Here is a 20,048-nt window from a genome sequence, read left to right on the forward strand (position 1 = left end):
TCCACAGGTGATTTTCGTCTTCTGACGATTTGGGCTGGCGGAATCACCAATGAAAAGGTATCCGGTGACTCCCATGGCGCGATATGTATTCATCACAGGCGGCGTGGTTTCTTCCCTCGGAAAAGGAATTGCGGCCGCGGCACTCGGAGCTTTGTTACAGGCTCGAGGTTACCGGGTTCGGCTTCGTAAGCTCGATCCTTATCTCAACGTCGATCCGGGCACGATGAGCCCGACGCAGCACGGCGAGGTCTTCGTGACCGACGACGGGGCGGAAACCGACCTGGACTTGGGCCACTACGAACGCTTCACAGGGCGTTCGGCCACCAAGACCGACAACATCACCACAGGTCGTATCTACAAGAACATCATCGACAAGGAACGCCGCGGCGACTATCTCGGCGCGACTGTTCAGGTCATCCCGCATGTCACCAACGAGATCAAGGATTTCGTGATCGAAGGCAATGACGACTATGATTTCGTCATCTGCGAGATCGGCGGCACGGTGGGCGACATCGAGGCGATGCCGTTCATGGAAGCGATCCGCCAGCTCGGCAACGACCTGCCGCGCGGCACCGCGATCTACGTTCACCTGACCCTGATGCCTTACATCCCGGCTGCCGGCGAACTGAAGACCAAGCCGACCCAGCATTCCGTCAAGGAACTGCAGGCGATGGGCATTGCGCCGGACATCCTGCTGGTGCGTGCCGACCGGGAAATCCCGGAGGCCGAACGCCGCAAGCTTTCGCTGTTCTGCAATGTGAGGGCTTCCGCGGTCATCCAGGCGCTGGACGTGGCGAACATCTACGACGTGCCGATGGCTTACCACAAGGAAGGCCTCGACAACGAGGTTCTGGCCGCCTTCGGCATCGAGCCCGCTCCGAAGCCGCGTCTGGAAGCCTGGGAAGAGGTCTGCAATCGCATCCACACGCCGGAAGGCGAAGTGACGATCGCGATCGTCGGCAAATACACCGGCCTCAAGGATGCCTACAAGTCGCTGATCGAGGCGCTGCATCACGGCGGCATCGCCAACCACGTCAAGGTCAAGCTCGAATGGATCGAGTCGGAGGTCTTCGAAAAGGAAGACCCGGCACCGTGGCTTGAAAAGGTGCATGGCATCCTCGTGCCCGGCGGCTTCGGCGAGCGCGGTTCGGAAGGCAAGATCCTCGCGGCGCAATTCGCGCGTGAGCGCAAGGTGCCGTATTTCGGCATCTGCTTCGGCATGCAGATGGCAGTGGTGGAAGCTGCCCGTCATCTCGCCGGCATCGAAAATGCGTCCTCGACCGAATTCGGCAAGACCGCCGAGCCGGTCGTCGGCCTGATGACCGAATGGGTGAAGGGCAACGAGCTAGAAAAGCGCAATGCAGCCGGCAACCTCGGCGGCACGATGCGTCTCGGTGCCTACAAGGCGGCGCTGAAGAAAGACACCAAGATCGCCGAAATCTACGGCTCGACCAATATTTCCGAGCGTCATCGCCACCGTTACGAGGTGAACGTCGATTACAAGGAGCGGCTGGAAGGCTGCGGCCTGGTGTTCTCGGGCATGTCGCCGGACGGCTTGCTGCCGGAAACGATCGAGTATGCGGATCATCCGTGGTTCATCGGTGTCCAGTACCACCCGGAACTGAAGAGCCGCCCGCTCGACCCGCACCCGCTGTTCTCGAGCTTCATCGAGGCCGCAGTGGATCAGAGCCGGTTGGTATAATCACCGTCCGGCAGATCGACGCTGTTATTTGCCAACACTTCGGAGCCCCGCGCAGTCTTCTGCCGGGGCTTTTCAAATATCGGAGAGCCCACACGAATGCGGAACCTCAAGTAGTTTTAGTAATGGTGGCTCCGCATTCGCGTGGCCTTCGGCGTTCTTTCGGGGCTTCCGGCCCCTACAGGTGATTGCCTCGCCTTCTCTGCACGCAGGATTGCTACTGCGCTTGCACGGCTCAAACCGAACCCGACCTGGCGGCCAGGGGGATGCTTGATAGGAACGTCAACGTTTCCGCAGTCGCTCCATGGCTTTCACCTCTTCCACCTTTCCCGCACGTTACGGTTCCGATGAAAGCGCCGACCTCCGCCTGCCCGCGAACGTCTCGCGAAACACTCCGGCGACGGAAGCGGGGGGATTATGGGATGGGTTTGATGGGCGGGGATGTGTGAGGGGGTAAGTTATTGAAGATGTTGGGGCGGGGATGCTGTTTGTCCCCGAGGCAGGTTTCAACGCGGGTGACATTGAATGGCGTGCGCGCGTAATACCCCCTCTGCCCTGCCGGGCATCTCCCCCTCAAGGGGGGAGATTGGCTGGGAGCACAGACTTCCCCAAAAAATGGATATTTGATGCTCCATCTCAGATGTCAAAGCTCCAAATCACTATTTTCACGATAGCCACTACGAAGAAGCTCGATAAGGGGGACGGTCGTGCCCCAGCCAATCTCCCCCCTTGAGGGGGAGATGCCCGGCAGGGCAGAGGGGGGTACCATACGGCACAAGCTCAATTCAGACCCCCGATTTTCCCAACCGATATCGAAGAACGAATCTGTACGCAGCAAATCCGCTCTTTCCTATTCCTCCAACTTGGGAGGCCTCAAGCCGCCTGCGGCATTGGCCCGACATAGACCGAACGTGGCCGGATGAGCCGACCTTCCAGCGCCTGTTCGCGCGCATGGGCGATCCAGCCGACAGTGCGTCCGATCGCGAAAACGCCAGTAAAGGCATCGCGTGGAAATTTCAGGGCGTCCAGCAGCAGGGCCGTATAGAATTCGACATTGACGTCGAGCGGGCGATCCGGCTTGCGCTGCTTCAGGATGGCAAGAGCCGCCTGTTCCACCGCCTCGGCCAATCCGAACCGCCCCGGATCAACCTGGCCGGATGCAGCAAGCGGTTTCAAGGCTCCTTTCAGCGCATCGGCACGCGGGTCACGTACCCGGTAGACCCGGTGTCCGAAACCCATCAACCGTTCGCCGCGATCAAGCGCCTGTCCGAGCCAGACTTGCGCGTTCTCCGCCGAGCCGACCGCATCCAACATGTCGAGGACCGGGCCGGGCGCGCCGCCATGTAGTGGCCCCTTGAGCGCGCTGATTGCGGCAAGCACCGACGAGGTGAGACCGGCCTTTGTCGAGGCAATCACCCGTGAGGCGAAAGTGGACGCGTTCAGCCCGTGGTCGGAGATCGTCACAAGGTAGGCATCAAGCGCTGCGACCTGCTCGGGCGAAGGTAGACTGGCGGTCAGCATGGCGAGAATGTCGGCGGATTGCGACAGCGACGGGTTCGGCGCGACCGGCGTCTTGCCATCACGAAGCCGCAGCACGGCCGGCAGGAAAACGGCCGAGGCGGCGAGGAGCAGGATTGCCGTATCGAAATCCTCACCATCGAACAGGCGGGCGATCAGTGCCCGCACCGCATCGGTGGGCGGCAGAGCGACGAGGGCATCGTCAAGCGCAGCGACATGAGCGAACACCTCGACGCGCGCCTTTCCCAATCGTGCCTGAAGATCGGCAGCCGTGATGGGACGGTCGAAAAAGCCGTCCAGCAGCAGCGCTGCGGTCTGTTCGTAGGTCGCGTGTTCGACAAGCCGATCCAGCGACACGCCTCGGATGATCAGCCGGCCGGCGTCTCCGTCCACATCCGAGAGCTGGGTTTCGGCGGCCACGACGTCTTCAAGTCCGTTTTTCATGGGTGTTTCTCCTTTACGGGAGAGATGATCAAACCTAGTGTCATTGACGTCAATCTTGATGAAATAGATCAATATGAATACCCTCTGGATGACTGCCGAAGAAGCGCTGGCCCTGCTGGGAACGAAGGCGCAGACGCTTTACGCCAATGTCAGCCGCGGTCGCATACGCGCCAAGCCTGACCCGGCCGATCCGCGACGCAGCCTTTATCAGTCCGACGATGTCAATCGGCTGGCGCAACGCCATGCAGGCCGGCGGCAGTCGGCGGAGGTGGCAGCAGGCACGATACGCTGGGGCGATCCGGTCCTGCCGACGGCGATCTCGACGATTGCCGGCGAGCGGCTGTTTTATCGTGGCCGCGATGCCGTGCCACTTGCCGAACAATCGACACTGGAGGAGGTTGCGGCGCTGCTTTGGGAGAGCGGGCCGGTCAAGGTGCAATCAGGCGGCACGGAGAGCGGAGCCCGGATCGCTGCGGCGTTCTCAGGTCTTGCAGTTCGTGTGGTCACAGACCTGCCGGCGCTGCAACGGAAGCCGTTCATTCTGCGCGCGGAAGCGGCAGACGTGCTGTCGACGGCCGCCGCGGCGCTCGCCCCATGGCCGGACGCGCTGCCTCTGCATCAACGTCTGGCGCTCGGCTGGAAACGACCGGAAGCGGCCGATGCCCTTCGCAAAGCGTTGGTCCTGGCTGCGGAACACGAACTGAATGTCTCGGCCTTTGCGGCGCGGGTGACGGCATCGTCCGGAGCGGCGCTTTCGGCAGCCGCGCTTTCCGGGCTTGCGACACTGACCGGGCCACGGCATGGCGGCGCATGGACGAGCGTCACGCGGCTGGTGCAGCAGACGGCATCTTCTGGTGTGCGGGAGGCGATCCGCGGCATGCTGTCATCGGAAGGCGTGGTCCGGGCATTTGGCCATCGGCTTTATCCGCATGGCGATCCGCGTGCCAAGGCGCTGATGGCGTGTTTCGAAGCGCCGCCACTCTATAACGCGCTGGCAATCGCCGGGGAGGAGCTGCTCGGCGAGCCGATCAATATCGATTTCGCATTGGCCGCCATGGCAGACACATTCCGGCTGCCGGACGATGCGCCACTCGTGATCTTCGCCTTGTCGCGCACCACCGGCTGGCTGGCTCATGCCTTGGAGGAGGCAGAGACCGGCCATTTGATAAGGCCGAGGGCGCGTTATACCGGCGTGGCCGTTGGCCCGGTAGAATCGGCTTAACAACATGTCGCGGATGTCTACCGAGACGTGACACTGTCATTGGTTCTCTCTTATGGTGAACCGGGGAATCAGGTGATCGGCTAGATGATTGGCAGCGATTTTCGTTTGAGTTTGAATCTGTTCGTGGCGCAGGGTCGCGAGCGGGAAACGGCGGAGTTCTACAGGGCGGTCTTCGGTGCGGAGGAAACCAATTCCTATGAGATGCTGCGCTCCGTGATGATCGAAATGCAGATCGGTGAAATGGGTCTCGTCATCTGCGGCTCGGATCCGGCACGCGAAGCAGTGCCGGGCTATTCCGGCACCTATCATCCCAAAATGCCGGGGGCCGTCAGCAGCTTTTTCCAGCTTATCGTGCCGGATGTACGGAAAATGGTGAAAGCGGCGCTGGAGGCCGGCGGCGAGATGCGTGACCGGCTGCAGCTCGACGTGCAGGGCCGTATCGTTGCCTCGATCTACGACCCTGCCGGTCATATCTGGGTACTAATCGAAGCTATGAGCGGCGAAGAAGGCTAAAGCTTCACCGGATCTTTCGGTAGGCAGCAAGCGCCCGGTCCCGCGCAAACCCGTGATCGACCACCGGTTTCGGATAGGTCTTGCCGAGTTCGATGCCGGCCTTTTCCAGCACATCTTTCGGCGCATCGAACGGCTTGTGGATATATTTCCGGTCAAGCTTTGCCAGTTCCGGCACGTGTTCGCGGACATAATCCCCGTCCGGGTCGAATTTCTCGCCCTGCAGGATGGGGTTGAAGATGCGGAAGAAGGGCGAGGCATCGGCGCCCGAGCCTGCCACCCATTGCCAGTTGGCGGAATTGTTGGCCGGGTCTGCATCCACCAACGTATCCCGAAACCATTTTTCGCCCTTGCGCCAGTCGATCATCAAGTCCTTGATCAGGAAGGACGCGGCGATCATCCGTACGCGATTGTGCATGAAGCCGTAACGCCAGAGCTGTCGCATGCCAGCGTCGACGATCGGATAACCGGTCCGGCCGCTGGTCCAGGCGTGGAAATCCTTCGCGTCATACTCCCATTCGAACGGGTCGAACTTGTCGTCCCAGTTTTTCTCGTTCAGTTCCGGAAATTCGATCAGCAGATTGTAACAGAAGTCGCGCCAGGCGAGTTCACGGCGGAAATGCGAAACTTCGTCTGCCGCCTTCTTCGGCTGTCCTCTGGTCGCGTGCCAGATACGCGACGGCGAGATTTCTCCATGTGCCAGATGTGGTGAGAGCAGGGACGTGGCATCGACCGCCGGCAGGTCGCGGCCGCGTTTGTAATCATGCAGTTCACGGTCGAGGAAGTCGGAAAGCTTCTCCTGCGCGCCGTCTTCGCCCGGTGTCCACATCTTCGGAAAATCGGCCGCCCAATCAGGCTTCTTCGGCAGCAGATCCCAGCCGTCGAGGCTTTCGGATTTCGGGAAATGCTCCGGAGATGGGATAGTATCCGGTGCGTCGACAGGGTCATGCGGCTCGCCGATCTTCTGCATGGCATTCCAGAACGGCGTGAAGACCTTAAAGGCATTGCCCGAGCCGGTGCGGATGGATTTGGGTTCGTGCAGCAGTTGGCCGTGATAGGCCCGGATCGCAATGCCGTCCTCCTTCAGGGCGATGGCAATATCGCGGTCGAAGGAGGTGCGTTCATAGGCGCGGTTGACGAATACGGTCTTTGCCCCGGTCTTTTGCGCGATATCCGCCAGCACATCCTCCGCCTTGCCGGAGGCGAATACCAGGTCACTGCCGAGAGACTTGAGCGAGGTTTTCAATCCGGTGAGCGAATGATGGAGCCACCACGCCTGCGCTGCCCCGAGCGGCCCGACATTGAGATGCTCCGGCTCGCGGATATAGACCGGGATGACCGGCCCGCCAGCTTCGATCGCTGCATGTAGCGCCGGGTTGTCGTCGAGGCGAAGATCCTTGCGGAACCAGAGGATGCTGGGGGCCGGCTTTTGTTCGGACACGGGCTTCTCCGTTTGGGGCGTGACTGCCCCAGGCTACGGAATTTTCTTCCGGTTGGATCAGTCGGTGATCTGGATCAGGGCCGGATCAACAGGATCGGGCAGGGCGAGCCGGCCGGCAGTTCGGGCGCATGCGGCGGCCGGATGATGAGCGCGTCCGAATGGGCGAAAATCTTCATCATCGAGGAATCCTGCTTCTGGAAGGAATCCGCCACGAAATTGCCGTCGCTGTCGCGTGTCAGGGTCGACCGGAGATAATCCTGCCGCTGGTCGTTGGCCGCGAGTGTCTTCAAGGTAATGCCCTGCACCTCACGCCGGCGATCCGGCAGGTGGCCGAGCTTGCGCAGCAGCGGCTCGAGGAACAGCATGCTGGTGACGAGGCTTGCGACCGGGTTTCCGGGCAGGCCGAGCACCCGCATGTCGCCCAGCGCGCCGACCATCAGCGGCTTGCCGGGACGCATGGCAATCCGCCAGAAATCGAGTTGCATGCCAGCGCTTTTCAGCGTCGATTGCACAAGGTCGTGGTCGCCGACGGATGCGCCGCCCAGCGTCACCAGAACGTCGGCCTTCTCGGCTCGTGCCCGATCGATCGCTGCGGCGATATCTTCCGGGCGGTCCTTGACGATGCCGAGATCGAGTACCTCGCCGCCATTGTCACGCACCAAAGCTGCGACGCCGAACGTGTTGGAGGCGATAATCTGCGCGGGGCCGGTCGTCTCGCCGGGCGTCAGCAACTCGTCGCCGGTGGCGAGAATCGCCACGCGGGGGCGACGGTAAACCTCGACGGTCGGATGGTTCATGGCGGCGGCGACGGTCAGATGCGAAAAGTCGAGAAGGGTACCGGCGGATACGACCACTTCGCCTTCCGCAAAATCCTGGCCGCGAGGGCGAACGTGCCGGCCCTTGGTCACTTCGAACTTGGTGCGGATGCGGCCACCGTCGAGCTTTTCGGCGTCTTCCTGGATCAAGATCGAGTCGGCGCCTTCCGGGAGCGGCGCACCGGTAAAGATGCGCACGGTCTCACCTGCGCCGAGCACGCCATCGAACGCATGTCCCGCGGCCGCGCTGCCGATCACGGTAAGCTCCGCGCCGATTGACGGAGCGTCGCTGGCCCTCAGCGCATAGCCATCCATTGCGGATGCATGAAAGGGCGGTTGGGTCAGCCGTGCGGCAAGATCGGCAGCAAGAACGCGACCGCTGGCGTCGCCAAGCGGTATGGTCTCGATCGCTTCGATCGGGTTCGCCTTGCCGAGCAGCCGGTTCTTCGCCTCCGAAACAGGCACGAGTGACATAGCCAGTCCTCCAGTGGTTCAGGGCCGATTATTCGGCGCGAAAAATTCCCGATTTTCCACCGGTCTTTTCCAGAAGGCGGATACCGCCGATCTCCATGCTCCTGTCGGCGGCCTTAGCCATGTCGTAGACGGTGAGGCAGGCGATGGAAACGGCGGTCAATGCCTCCATCTCGACGCCGGTCTTGCCGGTGAGCTTAGCAGTCGCCGTGATGCGCAGGCCGGGCAGGGCGTCGTCCTCGGCAATCTCGACCGAAACCTTGGTCAGCATCAGCGGATGGCAGAGCGGAATGAGGTCAGAGGTCTTCTTGGCGGCCATGATGCCGGCGAGCCGCGCGGTACCGATCACGTCTCCCTTCTTGGCATTGCCGTCGCGGATCAGCGCCAGCGTCTCCGGCAGCATGCGGACATAGCCTTCGGCGGTTGCCGAACGCACGGTTTCCGCCTTGTCGCCGACATCGACCATGTTGGCTTCGCCGGAGGCACCGATATGGGTCAGGCCCGACATTATTCGGCGGCCAGGTTTGCAGCCTCGCCAGTCAGCAGCAATCGCGTTGCCGCCGCCACATCGTCCTTGCGCATGAGGCTTTCGCCAACCAGGAAGGTGTCGATGGCGACCTTCTGCAGGCGCAGGCAATCCTGATGGGTGAAGATGCCGCTTTCGCCAACCAGAAGCCGGTCCGCCGGCACCATTGGCGCCAGCTCTTCACTGGTTTCGAGGCTGAGCTCGAAGGTGCGCAGATTGCGGTTGTTGATGCCGATCAGCGGCGAGGGGAGTTTCAACGCCCGCTCCATTTCCTCGGCATCATGCACTTCGATCAGCGCATCCAAACCGAGTTCGGTGGCGACATCATAAAGCTCGCGGGCCTCGGAGTCGGAGAGCGAGGCCATGATCAGCAGGATGCAATCGGCACCCCAGGCGCGCGCTTCGTAGACCTGATAGGGTTCGAACATGAAGTCCTTGCGAAGCGCCGGCAGCGCGCAAGCGTTGCGGGCGGCAGTCAGGAATTCCGGCGCGCCCTGAAAGCTCGGCTTGTCGGTGAGAACCGAGAGACAGGCTGCCCCGCCGGCTTCATAGGCTGCGGCGAGCGCCGGCGGATCGAAATCCGGGCGGATCAGGCCCTTGGACGGGCTTGCTTTCTTGATTTCGGCGATGAGGCCAAAGACGCCCGAATCCTTCTTCGCCTTAAGCGCGCGGTGGAAGCCCCGGGTGGCGGGCTGATCGGCGGCACGTGCCTTGACCTCGGCAAGCGGCAGCGCCGCCTTGGCCGCGGCAATCTCTTCGCGCTTATAGGCTTCGATCTTCTTCAGGATATCCGCCATAACCTCGATCCTTCCTCAGGCCTTCTCGTTCGACGTCGCGACCAAGCGGTCGAGCGCGGCAGCCGCTTCGCCGCTTTCCAACGAACGGGTTGCGATCTTCATACCGTCCATCAGCGTTTCCGCCTTGCCGGCAATCACCAGCGAGGCCGCCGCGTTGCAGAGCGAGATATCGCGATAAGGGTTCTTTGCGCCGCCGAGCACCGCGCGCAGGGCCGCCGCATTGTGATGACCGTCGCCTCCGACCAGATCGGCCAGTCTTGCCGGCTCGACACCGAAATCCTTCGGCGTCAGTTCGAAGGAGCGGATCTTGCCGTCTTCCAATGCTGTCACATGCGTGACGCCCGTCGTGGTGATCTCGTCCATGCCCTCGCCATGCACGACCCAGACGGTTTCCGAACCGAGGTTGCGCAGGACTTCAGCAATCGGCGTTACCCATTTTGGCGCGAAGACACCCAACAACTGGCGCTTGGCGCCAGCCGGGTTGGACAGCGGGCCGAGCAGGTTGAAGATCGTGCGTGTGCCTAGCTCGACCCGGCTCGGGCCAACATGGCGCATGGCCGCGTGGTGCATGGAGGCGAACATGAAGCCGATACCGGCTTCGATGATGCAGCGCGATATCAGATCGGGGCCGATATCGAGATTGACGCCGAGAACGGACAACGTGTCGGCCGTGCCCGATTTGGAGCTGAGTGCCCGATTGCCATGCTTGGCGATCGGAACCTTGGCGCCAGCGGTGATGAGCGATGCAAGCGTCGAGATATTGTAGGTTCCGAGGCCGTCACCACCGGTTCCGACGATATCCATCGCATCCGCAGGCCCCGTAACCGGCAGCATTTTCGAGCGCATGGTTTCCACGGCGCCGGTAATCTCGGCCACCGTTTCACCGCGTACGCGCAGCGCCATCAGGAAGCCGCCGATCTGCGATGGCGTCGCTTCGCCCGACATCAGAACTTCGAATGCGCCGCGCGCCTCTTCGTGGCTCAAGCTCTCGCCATTGGCGACCTTGGCGATAAGGGGTTTCAGCTCAGGCATTGCACCCCTTCCTTACTGGACCATGGCCTGGTTGACGACAGTCTGGTTGACCGAAACGCCGTAGCTGGTCTTCAGGCTGTTGACCATCTGGTCGAGCATGTCGTCGCCGGCAGACTGTGCCATCTGGTCAAGCTGCTTGTCGCCGGAAAGCGCATCGCTGGTGGCTTCATCGACAGCCGTAACCTTCAGGAGAAGCCGGCTCTCGCCGTCAGATCCGAGGGCCGTACCGGTGATCCCGACCGGGCCGGCAAAGGCTGCCGAGATTGCTTCATTGCCGAAGATCGCGTCTTCAGCACCGCGGCGCAGGCCCTGCTTGTTTTCGACAGCAATGCCGAATTCGCTGCCGATCGCGGCAAGCGTTTCCCCCTTGTCCAGGCGACCCTTCAACTCGATAGCCTTGGCGCCGAGCGCCTGGCGCTGCTGGTCGGCAGTCCAGTCGGCGACGGCTTTTTCGCGCACTTCCGCAAGCGGGCGGTCACGTTCGGGAATGATGTTGCGAACTTCGAACCAGACGTATCCGTCATTGCCGAGGCTGACGGGCAGGGTGTCTGCGCCGGGGTCGGCGCGGAAGACCTCACCAAGCAGCTGGTTCGAAGCCGGAATGTTGGTGACGCGCTTGCCCTGTTCGTCATTGCCGGATGCATCGGTGGTCAGGGCGACGATGTTGAGGTGCTGCGCCTTGGCAGTTTCTTCGAGCGAGGTGCCGCCGCCGCGCATGTCGTCGAAACGATCGTGAACATTGTTCAGCTCGCGGGAGGCGGCAGCGACTGCAAGCTGCTTGCGCAGCTCCTCCTTCACTTCGTCGAACGAACGGGTGGTTTCCGGGCGGATATTCGTCACGCGCAGGATGACCGGGCCGAACGTGCCGCTGATGACCGGGGTCGTACCGCCGGCGGCTGCGACCTTAAAGGCTGGTTCGGTAAAGGCCGGGTCGGGCATGGTTTCGCGGGTAAAATCGCCAAGTGCGATGTCAGCCGCCGTCTTGCCCTGATCCTTGACCAGCTGATCGAAGTTTGCAGCGCCGCCCTTAAGCTGGTTTGCAGCCGCATCCGCCATTTCCTTGTTGGGGAAGGGGAGCTGCTCGATGGTGCGGGTTTCGTGCGTCTTGTAGCTGTCCTTGCGCTTGTCGTATTCGGCGCGGACCTGCTCGTCGCCGATCGAGCCCGTATCGGCGATATCGGCCGGCTGCAGCTTTACATAGGCGAAGGTGCGGTATTCCGGCGCGCGGTAGCGGCTCTTCACCCCATCGAACCATTTGGTGAGAATGTCGTCGGCCGGTGCCTTGACGGGATCGATATTGGCATTCGACAGGAGCAGATAGTCGACGGTGCGGCTTTCGTCGCGATAGTGCTTCAGCGCGTCGACGAGAACCTGCGGCGCCTTGAAACCGTCGGAGACCGCTTCGACGATCTGGCTGCGGACGGCGACCTTGCTGCGTTCCTTGATATAGTCGTCCTCACGGATGCTGGCATTGCGCAGGCGCGAGGTGAAGAGGTTGCGGTCGAACTGGCCGCTGGTGCTCAGGAAGGCCGGGTCCTGGGCGATCAGGTTCGCGAGGCGATCCTCGGAAAGACCGAGGCTCATGTCGGCGGAGAGCTGATCGAGCGCCGCGCCGGCCGCGAGCTGCGCGAAGACGTCGTTCTCGACGCCGAAGGCACGCGCCTGTTCGGCGGTGAGCTGCGTACCGAACTGGCGGCTCAGATTGGCGATCTGGCGCTGATAGGCCAGGCGGAATTCCTGGGCGGAAATCTTCTGGTCGCCGACCGTCATCACCGTGTTGCTGCTCGGTGCGATCAGTTCGCGGGAAATGCCCCAGATGCCGAACGAGACGACCAGAAGCAGGAGAAGTGCCTTGGCGACCCAGGAGCGGGCTGCGTTTCTGAGGGAATCAAGCATCGATCAACACCTTGCAAATTAATCTGGGCAAAATGTCAGCCCAAACAGTCCTGCCGCCCGTGTTCCGGGCGGATTGAAGGACTGTCTCTAAATCAAACCGAGACGGAAATGAAGGTGTGCCGGACGAAAAGCGCGCAAGCGTGATTCCGGCTACCCGCTGTCGGTTATTTTGTGAAGATGAAGAAGGCACCGAGCGCGATGAAACCGAAGCCGATGATCTGCTTCCAGCTGATCGCCTCACCGAGATAAAAGACAGAGAAGATCACGAACACCGAAAGCGTGATGACTTCCTGAATGGTCTTCAGCTGCGCGGCGTTGAAATAACCGTAGCCCATGCGGTTGGCCGGTACCTGGGCGCAATATTCGAAGAACGCGATTCCCCAGCTTACCAGGATGACGAGATAGAGCGGCCTGTCCTCGAATTTGAGATGGCCGTACCAGGCGAATGTCATGAAGATGTTGGAGAGGATGAGAAGGCCGACGGTGATGAAGGGCGTGGCGCTGGCAAACATTGGGCGAATCCATGAAGTGGCCGATTCCGAAGGCTCACCATGTTCGGATTTGAAATACAAGCGCAGGCTTATGCAGGGGGTGATCGATGACGTGTCACACCAACCTGCCGTGCGTTGAGTCTGGACGTTGCAAAACGACAATTCTCGCTGAGCGGACAGAGTTGGCAATCCGCCTGTTCGAACCGACAGAAGGTTTTCCCGAGCTGCTTGATCAGAACGTGGAATTCCGAGAGTTCGTGGGCAGTCCAATGCGGCGCGAGGCTCATGACAGCATCATAGACCGCCACCGTGTCGGCGCGCTCGCCGACAATTCCGAAACGGCCGAGGACGCGGATGATATGCGTGTCCGCCACAAAGGCGGGCATGGCCAGTGTCGAAAAATTGAGTGTCGCGGCGGCGACCTTGCGGCCAACGCCGGGCAGGGTTTCCAGCCAGGCGAGCGCCTGTGAGACCGGGCGCTGCCTGAGCCATGAAAGGTCGAATTCAGGCGATACAAGCGCGATCAGCCGCAGAGCCTCTTTAAGATGTGCGGCCTTTTCCGGCGCGAAGGTAACGTCCCGGATCGCCTCTTCGATCCCGGCCAAGGGCGCTTCGGCGAGATCGGGCCAGGACGAATAACGCCGAACAAGCTTCTCGTATGACCGTAGAGAAACCGTATCCTTCGTCCGGCTGCTGATCATCGATTTTAAAAGCTGGCCGACAGGTTCGCGAATATTGTGCGGAAGGTAGCCGGGAAAAGCGGCGCGCAACTGCTCCCGCATCAGCGGCAGATCATCAGACGGTCGGGCGAAATCGAAGAAAGTCTGCATGCCTCTTTATAAGAACATAAAGAGAACAATTCAATCTCGATGTTGATTTCGTTCAAACCTGATTCTGGCTGACCAGCAGCAGCACGACATAAGCGAGAACCGTGAACATCAGGCCACGGAAGGCGTAGGCCACGAATTTGTATTTCTGGCGGGCGATCAGCGACAGGACATCGGCATTGTCCAGATATTCCTTGAAGAGATATCCGACATCGCTCCGTTCGGCGGCGCTTTCGAAAATCGGCCGGTGCTGCGGCCAGGTTCCCCAGAAAAGCGAAGTCGATTTGTTGATGTGGCGCGGCAGGACGACCAGAATGGCAAATATGATTGAGAGAACCGAGGCGAGCGCAAGTGCAGCCGAAAGGATAATCTCGGTCCAGTTGCCGGTCATGTATCGGGCGAGGTTAAAGACATTGCGCCCTTCTGTCGACGACACGAGGAAGGCAAGCATGAAGGTGAATATATAGGCCGCCTTCTGGTCCGATATCTTGATCTGATCATAGTATATATCATTGACTTTGCGAACGTGATTGAAGTATTCTTCTGTAACCTCGCCGGTTGCCATCGGCATGTCCAGCATCTCGGTCGGGGCGCTGTCGAAATCGCTCACCTTCGCCTGTCTCCTTTTTGATATCTGTTTCCCTGTTAATACACCTGTCCTGGAAAGCAAACCCATTGCTGTAATGCGACTTGACACTTCCCTGTTTCGCAAGCAGTGGTGGGTTTATGTTGGGGGCATTCAATCGACTTTATTTGAGCGCAGTGGCTCTTCCAGCCCTGGTTGTCGCGATGGCGATACCGGTTTCGGCGGAGCCTGTCGCACGCAACGGCGCCGCAGCGGGTGCCGTCATTGCCCGCAAGGTAGGCGAAGAGGTTCGCTTCATCGATGTATCCAACTGGCAGACGGTCGATCTGAAGCAAGATCTCCTTTCCGGAGACATTCTGCGCACCAACGAGACCGGGCAGCTCGCCATCCTGTTTTCCGACCGCACGCAGGTTCGCCTGGGGCGCAATTCATCGCTCGTCGTCAAACAAGTGACATCGAGCACGGATGCAGATACCGTGTTGCAGCTTCAATCCGGATCGATCTGGGCGCGAGCCGAGCGCGGCGGGCCGGGCGTGAAGGTCGAGACGGCAGCAGCGGCGGCAGCCATTCGCGGCACTGACTGGACGATGACGGTCAATGGCGCCAATACCTCGCTGAACGTTCTGGAAGGTGTGGTTCAGCTCAGCAATCCGCAGGGCAGCGTCGAAGTACGCCAAGGCGAGGGCGCTGCGGCCACGATTGGTCAGGCGCCTCGCAAGGTGGCCATCGTGGATTCAGACGACCGCGAGCAGATGCTGTTCTATCTGCCGCCGCGTGAAGCATTCGAACGCATGCCCCCCTCCGCGCAACCCGTCGCAAAGATGCGCAGGGATGCCGATCGTATTTCCGCAATCCAGCCGGAACGCCGCAGCCCCGAAGATTGGGTTACCTTTGCAGAGGCACAACTTTCTCTGGAAGGACGGCGCCCGGTCAAGCAGACGCTCGACACTCTTCAGAAAATGAAGTTGTCTGTGACGCAGCGTGCGCGCGTGACGTTGATAGAAGCAATTATCGCAGGTTCGGAGACGCGTTATGCGGAGGCCGCCAAGTTGTTTTCGGCCGCTGAGCCAAAGCTTGACCGGCAACGAAGAGGTATTGCTCTCTACGGCGCTTATTATGCGCGCTCGCTTGCAGACCCGAGCAAAGTGGAAAATCTGCCGCGTCAGGCCGGTGGCCCCGACGGAGCATTTTTGCGTGCCTACGCTATCGGGTTCCTCAAGGATCTTCGCGCCGCTATGGCTTCGCTCTCCGAAGCTGAAAAGCAATATCCGAAAGACCCGGGATTGCCGGCCTATCGGGCATGGCTGGCACTTCTCCTGAACGACAGGGTTCAAGTGCAGGAGGCGATGGAGAAGGCGCTTTCCCTTGATCCGCAGGAGCCGACAGCGCTCGAAGTTCGTGCCTACTATAAGACCGGCATTCAAGGAGATCTCAAAGGCGCACTTGCGGACATCCGCGAAGTTTTGAAGATTGCTCCGGGAACCAGCACGGCTTGGAATATGATGGCGGCGATCCAGTCCGATCTTGGAGCGTCGCGAGAGGCCGAAGCAAACTACAAGCATGCGATCGAACTCGATCCGGAAGATCCTGTCGCGCACACGAATCTGGCCGTTTTTTATCTTGAATTTTATGAGGTCGAGAAAGCCAAGAAAGAGATCGATCTGGCTCTAAAACTCGACCCGACGCTTGGTCCGGCTCTCATCGTACGAGGCATGTATTACATGCAGACGGGAGAGATGGATAAGGCAATGGACGACCTTCTTGCGGGTACCGTCTCCAATCCAAGCCACTCCCAGGGCCAGTTGCTTCTGGCTTCCAATCATTACGAAAAAGGCGATCGTCTGCCGGCTCAGCAGGCGCTCGATAATGCCGACCGGCTCGACAGGAACGACCCCGTGATTTCGGCCGTTCGAGCGGCAATAGCGATCGACAACTATGATTCCATTGGCGCGATCCGCAACGCACAGGAATATGTAAAGCGGTCACAAGCACGTGGCGGCCATTACAGTTCACTAGGCGCCAACCAGCAGGCCGGTTCGACGTTGAACGACGCATTTCGCTTCCAAGATATGAATTCCTGGGCGGAATATTATAGCGATGCCGTATTCGATCCCTTTGCGGGGACAGCCTATATCGACCAGAGTATCCGCGGCAGCATCGACATCTTTGCCAACAGCTACATTTACGGCGAAGACATCTTCAACAACACATCGGGTGGTCAGTCTTTTTCAGCATTTCTGCAAGGCCTGATGCTGGAGCCGCATGTGATCTCCGGCCGCTCGCGATCTGCCAATCTGCTGCGTCGCCCATTTATCGAAGGATCGATCGGCGGTGGTATCACGGCAGCTGGGGGTGAGGTGGGCTATACCGGTGAGGCCGACATTCAGGGCTTCAGCAACCTGCCTTTCCCGATTAGTTTTTATGGAAATATTCAGTGGCAGAAGGTTCCCGACAGCCGTGATACTTTGGGGCTGACCGATATGAATAGCGAGAACCGCATCATTGGCGGTAACGGCTATCTCACGGCAAGCCCGACACCTTATGACCGGACCGTATTTTACATCAACGACTCCAATAGCAGGGTGAATTTCGACGTAAAAAGTCTCGATTTTCTGCCGGCTATCGGCGTTCTTCCGGTAACCCTTGAACAAAGTCAGTCAGGCCGAAGTGTCGATGTGGGTCTTGGATGGAGCCACACGGTCGGATATCGCGATGTCGTCAATGCCGCGCTCCTCTTCAACGAGACGAACAGCCGTACCAGTTTCAATCGCACAACAGACTTCTTTTTTGGTATTCCCCTGGCTGTCGATTCAGGGAGAAGTCAATTCAAGCAAACGAGTTACGTGGCGGCATTGAACCATACCGTCGGCTCGGATGACATGACCTGGCGCTATGGTATCGAAGGTGGGTTGCAGACCAGTTCCCAATATCAGTGGTTTCAGGACGACACCGTCGTTCCGTCCACGATCGTGGAGAATTCCTCATCGACACGCGCCGGTCTCGGTCGCATCTATGTCGATCTGCTGCACGAGATTACGGCAGACCTCAAAGCCGAATATGCGCTATTCGGAAATCTGATCGCGGGTAACGGGGCTGACGCCCAGAGACTCGACCCACGGCTGGGAATAGCGTGGTCTCCAGTGACCGGGCAGTGGCTGCGCGCTGGCTTTATGCGTAACAGCATCGACTTTTCGACACCAACACTGTCGCCGATCAGCGTTGTCGGCCTTCAGCCAAACCGCATATCGATCGATACCGATGGGCGGCTCGATACGCTCGCCCTGCGCTGGGATGCGGAATGGACGCCAGATTTCTTTACTGCGGTCGAGTTTCAGCACCAGGATGTCAGGGATGCACTCATATCCGTGCCGTTGACGTCAGCGCCATTCACGACGGAAAAGGGGCGGGTCGATCGAGGCAGCCTTAGCACCAACCTCCTCCTCGGATACGGTTTTGGCCTGTCTTCGACCGTTGCCTACACGGATTCAAAAGACGAAGGTCCCGCGTCAGCCGCGTTCGGAGGCCCTCTTCCCTATATTCCGGAATGGGCTGGACAAGTTGCACTGACGTGGGTGAACGAAGCGAATATCAAGTCGACGATCGCCGCAAACTATGTCGGCAACCGCGTCAACGAGACCGGCGTCAAGCTGGACGACTATTGGTCGTTGGATGCGAGCCTTACCTGGGAGCCGCTTGATAAACGCTTTGAGCTTGATCTTGCAGCCTACAATCTTCTGGATGAAGACATTGAGCTGAACACGGGCATCTCAGGCTGGGGCCGTTCCTTCAAGGGCACACTCAAAGTTCGCTTTTAATGGTCTTGTCTCCACGAGTTTCGCGCTTCTTTTCGTCGCGCCGTCTGCAGGTCGCCTTGCTGGCGGCCTTGTCCTTGATAGCCGTCACCCTGATCACCCGCTTTCCCGCCTGGCCGCTGATCGATTATCGCGCCTTCGACTATCTCTCGACGACCGCCGCAGAGCCTTTGCCCAAGGAAGGGCCGATCATCGTGGCGATCGACGAGCCGTCGCTGGCGGAGATCAATGTTCAGTGGCCCTGGCCCCGCAGCCTGCATGCGAAGCTCGTCTCCGCGCTTCGTGCGGCAGGCGCAAAGGTGATCGGGCTCGACATCATCTTTTCGGAGCCATCTTCGCCCGGAGAAGATGAGGCTCTGGCTGCAGCCCTTGGTCCGGATGTCGTACTTGCAGGGGATGAAACACTGGTCACCTCGGATCAGGCCGATCAGTTCGTCCGGGTCCTGCCGTTGCAGATGTTTTCCGACAGGCTGGCCCTGACCGGGATTGCCTCGGTTGGCCTGCATCGGGACGGCGTGCTCAGGCAAATGCCCGCCTATGACGACGGGCTGGCCGCGATGATCGCTACCGCCGCCGGCGAGGATGCGGAACTGCCGGCGCCCGGAAGCCTTATCCAGTCCTTCGGCGGCCCACGGACCTATCCGACCGTTTCCTACTATCAGGCCCTCGATCCGGAAAATTTTCTGCCGGCGGGTCTTTTCAAGGATCGGATCGTCATTGTCGGATTGAGCCTTCAAAATGCGCCGTCGATCGAAAGCGGCGGAGCTGATGCCTTCCCGACCTCCTATACGACCCATACCGGAAAACTGACGGCCGGCGCCGAAATTCAGGCCACAATTCTCGATAATCTCAGGCTGAAACGCTCCATCGAAGAGGCCGCTCCCCCGTTGAAGCAGGGCCTTTTGCTGGCCGCGGTGGTAATTGCGGCAGCGCTTGTCTGGAGAGGGACGGGATGGGGCACGGTTTTGACAGGCGCCTGCGCCATCGCAGTCTTTTTCGTCGCAAGTTATCTGACGCTCCGCTTCGGTCGCGTCTTCGTTTCGCCAATGGCACCGTCTCTGGCCTTTATTGGTATTTCGGCAGCACAGGCGACGTTCGATTACGCACAAGAGCGGCGCAATCGCCGGCAGATCACCCGTGCCTTCTCGCAATATCTGGCGCCGGCGCTCGTTGAGCAGCTCGCCCGCGACCCGTCGAAGCTGAAACTCGGCGGAGAAAAGCGCGAACTGTCGATCCTGTTCTGCGATGTGCGCGGTTTCACCACGATCTCCGAACAGCTGAAGGACGATCCGCAGCAACTGACGACACTGATCAACCGGTTGCTGACCCCACTCTCAGATATCGTGCTTTTGCATGGCGGCACGATCGACAAATATATCGGCGACTGCCTGATGGCGTTCTGGAACGCTCCGCTCGATGATACCGACCACGCAGTACATGCGGTCTCGGCAGCGCTCGACATGCTCGATTCCATGCAGGCTTTGAACGACGAACTGAAGGCGGAAGCGGAAGCCGCAGGGCGGACTTATTATCCGCTGAAAATCGGCGTCGGAATCAATACGGGCGAATGTGTCGTCGGCAATATGGGCTCGACGCAGCGCTTCGATTATTCGGCGCTTGGCGATGCGGTCAATCTGGCCGCGCGATTGGAGGGTGCCTCCAAACCTTACGGCGTGCCGCTCTTGATCGGAGAAAATACGGCGACACGCACTGCTGACGGTTTTGCAGTCTTCGAACTCGATCGAATCACGGTGAAGGGCAAAACAGAGCAGTCGCCGGTCTTTACAGCTCTTCGGAAAGGCGAGGGGGACCATCTGGCCGCCCATGCCCGGTTCCTGGATGCGCGATATCGGGGGGATATTGCGGAGCAGCAATCGCTTGCTCCGGATCTGATGCAAAAAGTGCCAGGCTTGGCCGCATATTATGGCCAGGCGCTCGAAATTCCCGGCGGCGCCTAGCCA

The 20,048-nt window shown here is 60.0% G+C and carries 15 protein-coding genes; 5 read left to right on the plus strand and 10 right to left on the minus strand.

Features of this window, described 5'->3' with window-relative positions:
- Nucleotides 1-64: 64 nt before the first annotated feature.
- On the plus strand, nucleotides 65-1,702 hold the full coding sequence (gene pyrG / locus KX729_RS25255; protein ID WP_312991938.1) for a CTP synthase: 1,638 nt from the start codon (nucleotides 65-67) through the stop codon (nucleotides 1,700-1,702).
- 870 nt (nucleotides 1,703-2,572) lie between these two features.
- On the opposite strand, the gene KX729_RS25260 is transcribed toward pyrG, so the two are convergent.
- A complete protein-coding gene (locus tag KX729_RS25260; protein ID WP_219745254.1) occupies nucleotides 2,573-3,661 on the minus strand; it encodes a citrate synthase/methylcitrate synthase in 1,089 nt (362 codons plus the stop codon).
- A gap of 73 nt (nucleotides 3,662-3,734) precedes the next feature.
- Between KX729_RS25260 and KX729_RS25265 the strand changes: the two genes are divergently transcribed.
- Complete coding sequence (locus KX729_RS25265) at nucleotides 3,735-4,883, plus strand: citrate synthase (RefSeq protein ID WP_246617842.1); 1,149 nt, start codon at nucleotides 3,735-3,737, stop codon at nucleotides 4,881-4,883.
- A gap of 105 nt (nucleotides 4,884-4,988) precedes the next feature.
- Nucleotides 4,989-5,396, plus strand: coding sequence for a VOC family protein (locus tag KX729_RS25270; RefSeq protein WP_246617843.1), 408 nt, complete (start codon nucleotides 4,989-4,991; stop codon nucleotides 5,394-5,396).
- A 4-nt stretch (nucleotides 5,397-5,400) separates the two neighbouring features.
- Here the strand turns inward: KX729_RS25270 and KX729_RS25275 are convergent, their stop codons facing one another.
- The 9 genes from KX729_RS25275 to KX729_RS25315 all read right to left on the minus strand — a co-directional run bounded on the left by KX729_RS25275 (nucleotide 5,401) and on the right by KX729_RS25315 (nucleotide 14,299).
- Entirely contained in the window at nucleotides 5,401-6,834 is a 1,434-nt protein-coding gene (locus KX729_RS25275) for a cryptochrome/photolyase family protein (protein WP_219745256.1), read from the minus strand.
- 74 nt (nucleotides 6,835-6,908) lie between these two features.
- Nucleotides 6,909-8,123, minus strand: coding sequence for a molybdopterin molybdotransferase MoeA (locus KX729_RS25280; RefSeq protein WP_219745257.1), 1,215 nt, complete (start codon nucleotides 8,121-8,123; stop codon nucleotides 6,909-6,911).
- Nucleotides 8,124-8,151: 28 nt separating this feature from the next.
- A complete protein-coding gene (moaC, locus tag KX729_RS25285; protein WP_219745258.1) occupies nucleotides 8,152-8,628 on the minus strand; it encodes a cyclic pyranopterin monophosphate synthase MoaC in 477 nt (158 codons plus the stop codon).
- Nucleotides 8,628-9,443, minus strand: coding sequence for an indole-3-glycerol phosphate synthase TrpC (gene trpC / locus KX729_RS25290; protein ID WP_219745259.1), 816 nt, complete (start codon nucleotides 9,441-9,443; stop codon nucleotides 8,628-8,630). The genes moaC and trpC overlap by 1 nt, the downstream gene beginning before the upstream one ends.
- A 15-nt stretch (nucleotides 9,444-9,458) precedes the next feature.
- Entirely contained in the window at nucleotides 9,459-10,475 is a 1,017-nt protein-coding gene (gene trpD, locus KX729_RS25295) for an anthranilate phosphoribosyltransferase (protein WP_219745260.1), read from the minus strand.
- 12 nt (nucleotides 10,476-10,487) lie between these two features.
- Entirely contained in the window at nucleotides 10,488-12,371 is a 1,884-nt protein-coding gene (locus KX729_RS25300) for a SurA N-terminal domain-containing protein (RefSeq protein ID WP_219745261.1), read from the minus strand.
- Nucleotides 12,372-12,535: 164 nt separating this feature from the next.
- Nucleotides 12,536-12,883, minus strand: a complete 348-nt coding sequence (locus KX729_RS25305) for a DMT family protein (RefSeq protein ID WP_025603054.1) — start codon at nucleotides 12,881-12,883, stop codon at nucleotides 12,536-12,538.
- A gap of 68 nt (nucleotides 12,884-12,951) precedes the next feature.
- Nucleotides 12,952-13,692: an endonuclease III domain-containing protein gene (locus KX729_RS25310; protein WP_219745262.1), complete on the minus strand. Its 741-nt coding sequence runs from the start codon at nucleotides 13,690-13,692 to the stop codon at nucleotides 12,952-12,954.
- 52 nt (nucleotides 13,693-13,744) lie between these two features.
- Nucleotides 13,745-14,299 (minus strand): Pycsar system effector family protein, encoded by a 555-nt coding sequence (locus tag KX729_RS25315; RefSeq protein WP_219745263.1) that lies wholly within the window; start codon nucleotides 14,297-14,299, stop codon nucleotides 13,745-13,747.
- Between the two features lie 116 nt (nucleotides 14,300-14,415).
- On the opposite strand from KX729_RS25315, the gene KX729_RS25320 reads away from it, so the two are divergent.
- Nucleotides 14,416-18,090 carry a FecR domain-containing protein gene (locus tag KX729_RS25320; RefSeq protein ID WP_219745264.1) on the plus strand — a complete coding sequence of 1,225 codons (3,675 nt, stop codon included), beginning with the start codon at nucleotides 14,416-14,418 and terminating at the stop codon, nucleotides 18,088-18,090.
- Nucleotides 18,090-20,045 (plus strand): CHASE2 domain-containing protein, encoded by a 1,956-nt coding sequence (locus KX729_RS25325; RefSeq protein ID WP_219745265.1) that lies wholly within the window; start codon nucleotides 18,090-18,092, stop codon nucleotides 20,043-20,045. Before KX729_RS25320 ends, KX729_RS25325 begins: the two co-directional genes overlap by 1 nt.
- Nucleotides 20,046-20,048: the final 3 nt, after the last annotated feature.

This window comes from Neorhizobium populisoli (genome assembly GCF_019430945.1).
GTDB lineage: Bacteria > Pseudomonadota > Alphaproteobacteria > Rhizobiales > Rhizobiaceae > Neorhizobium > Neorhizobium populisoli.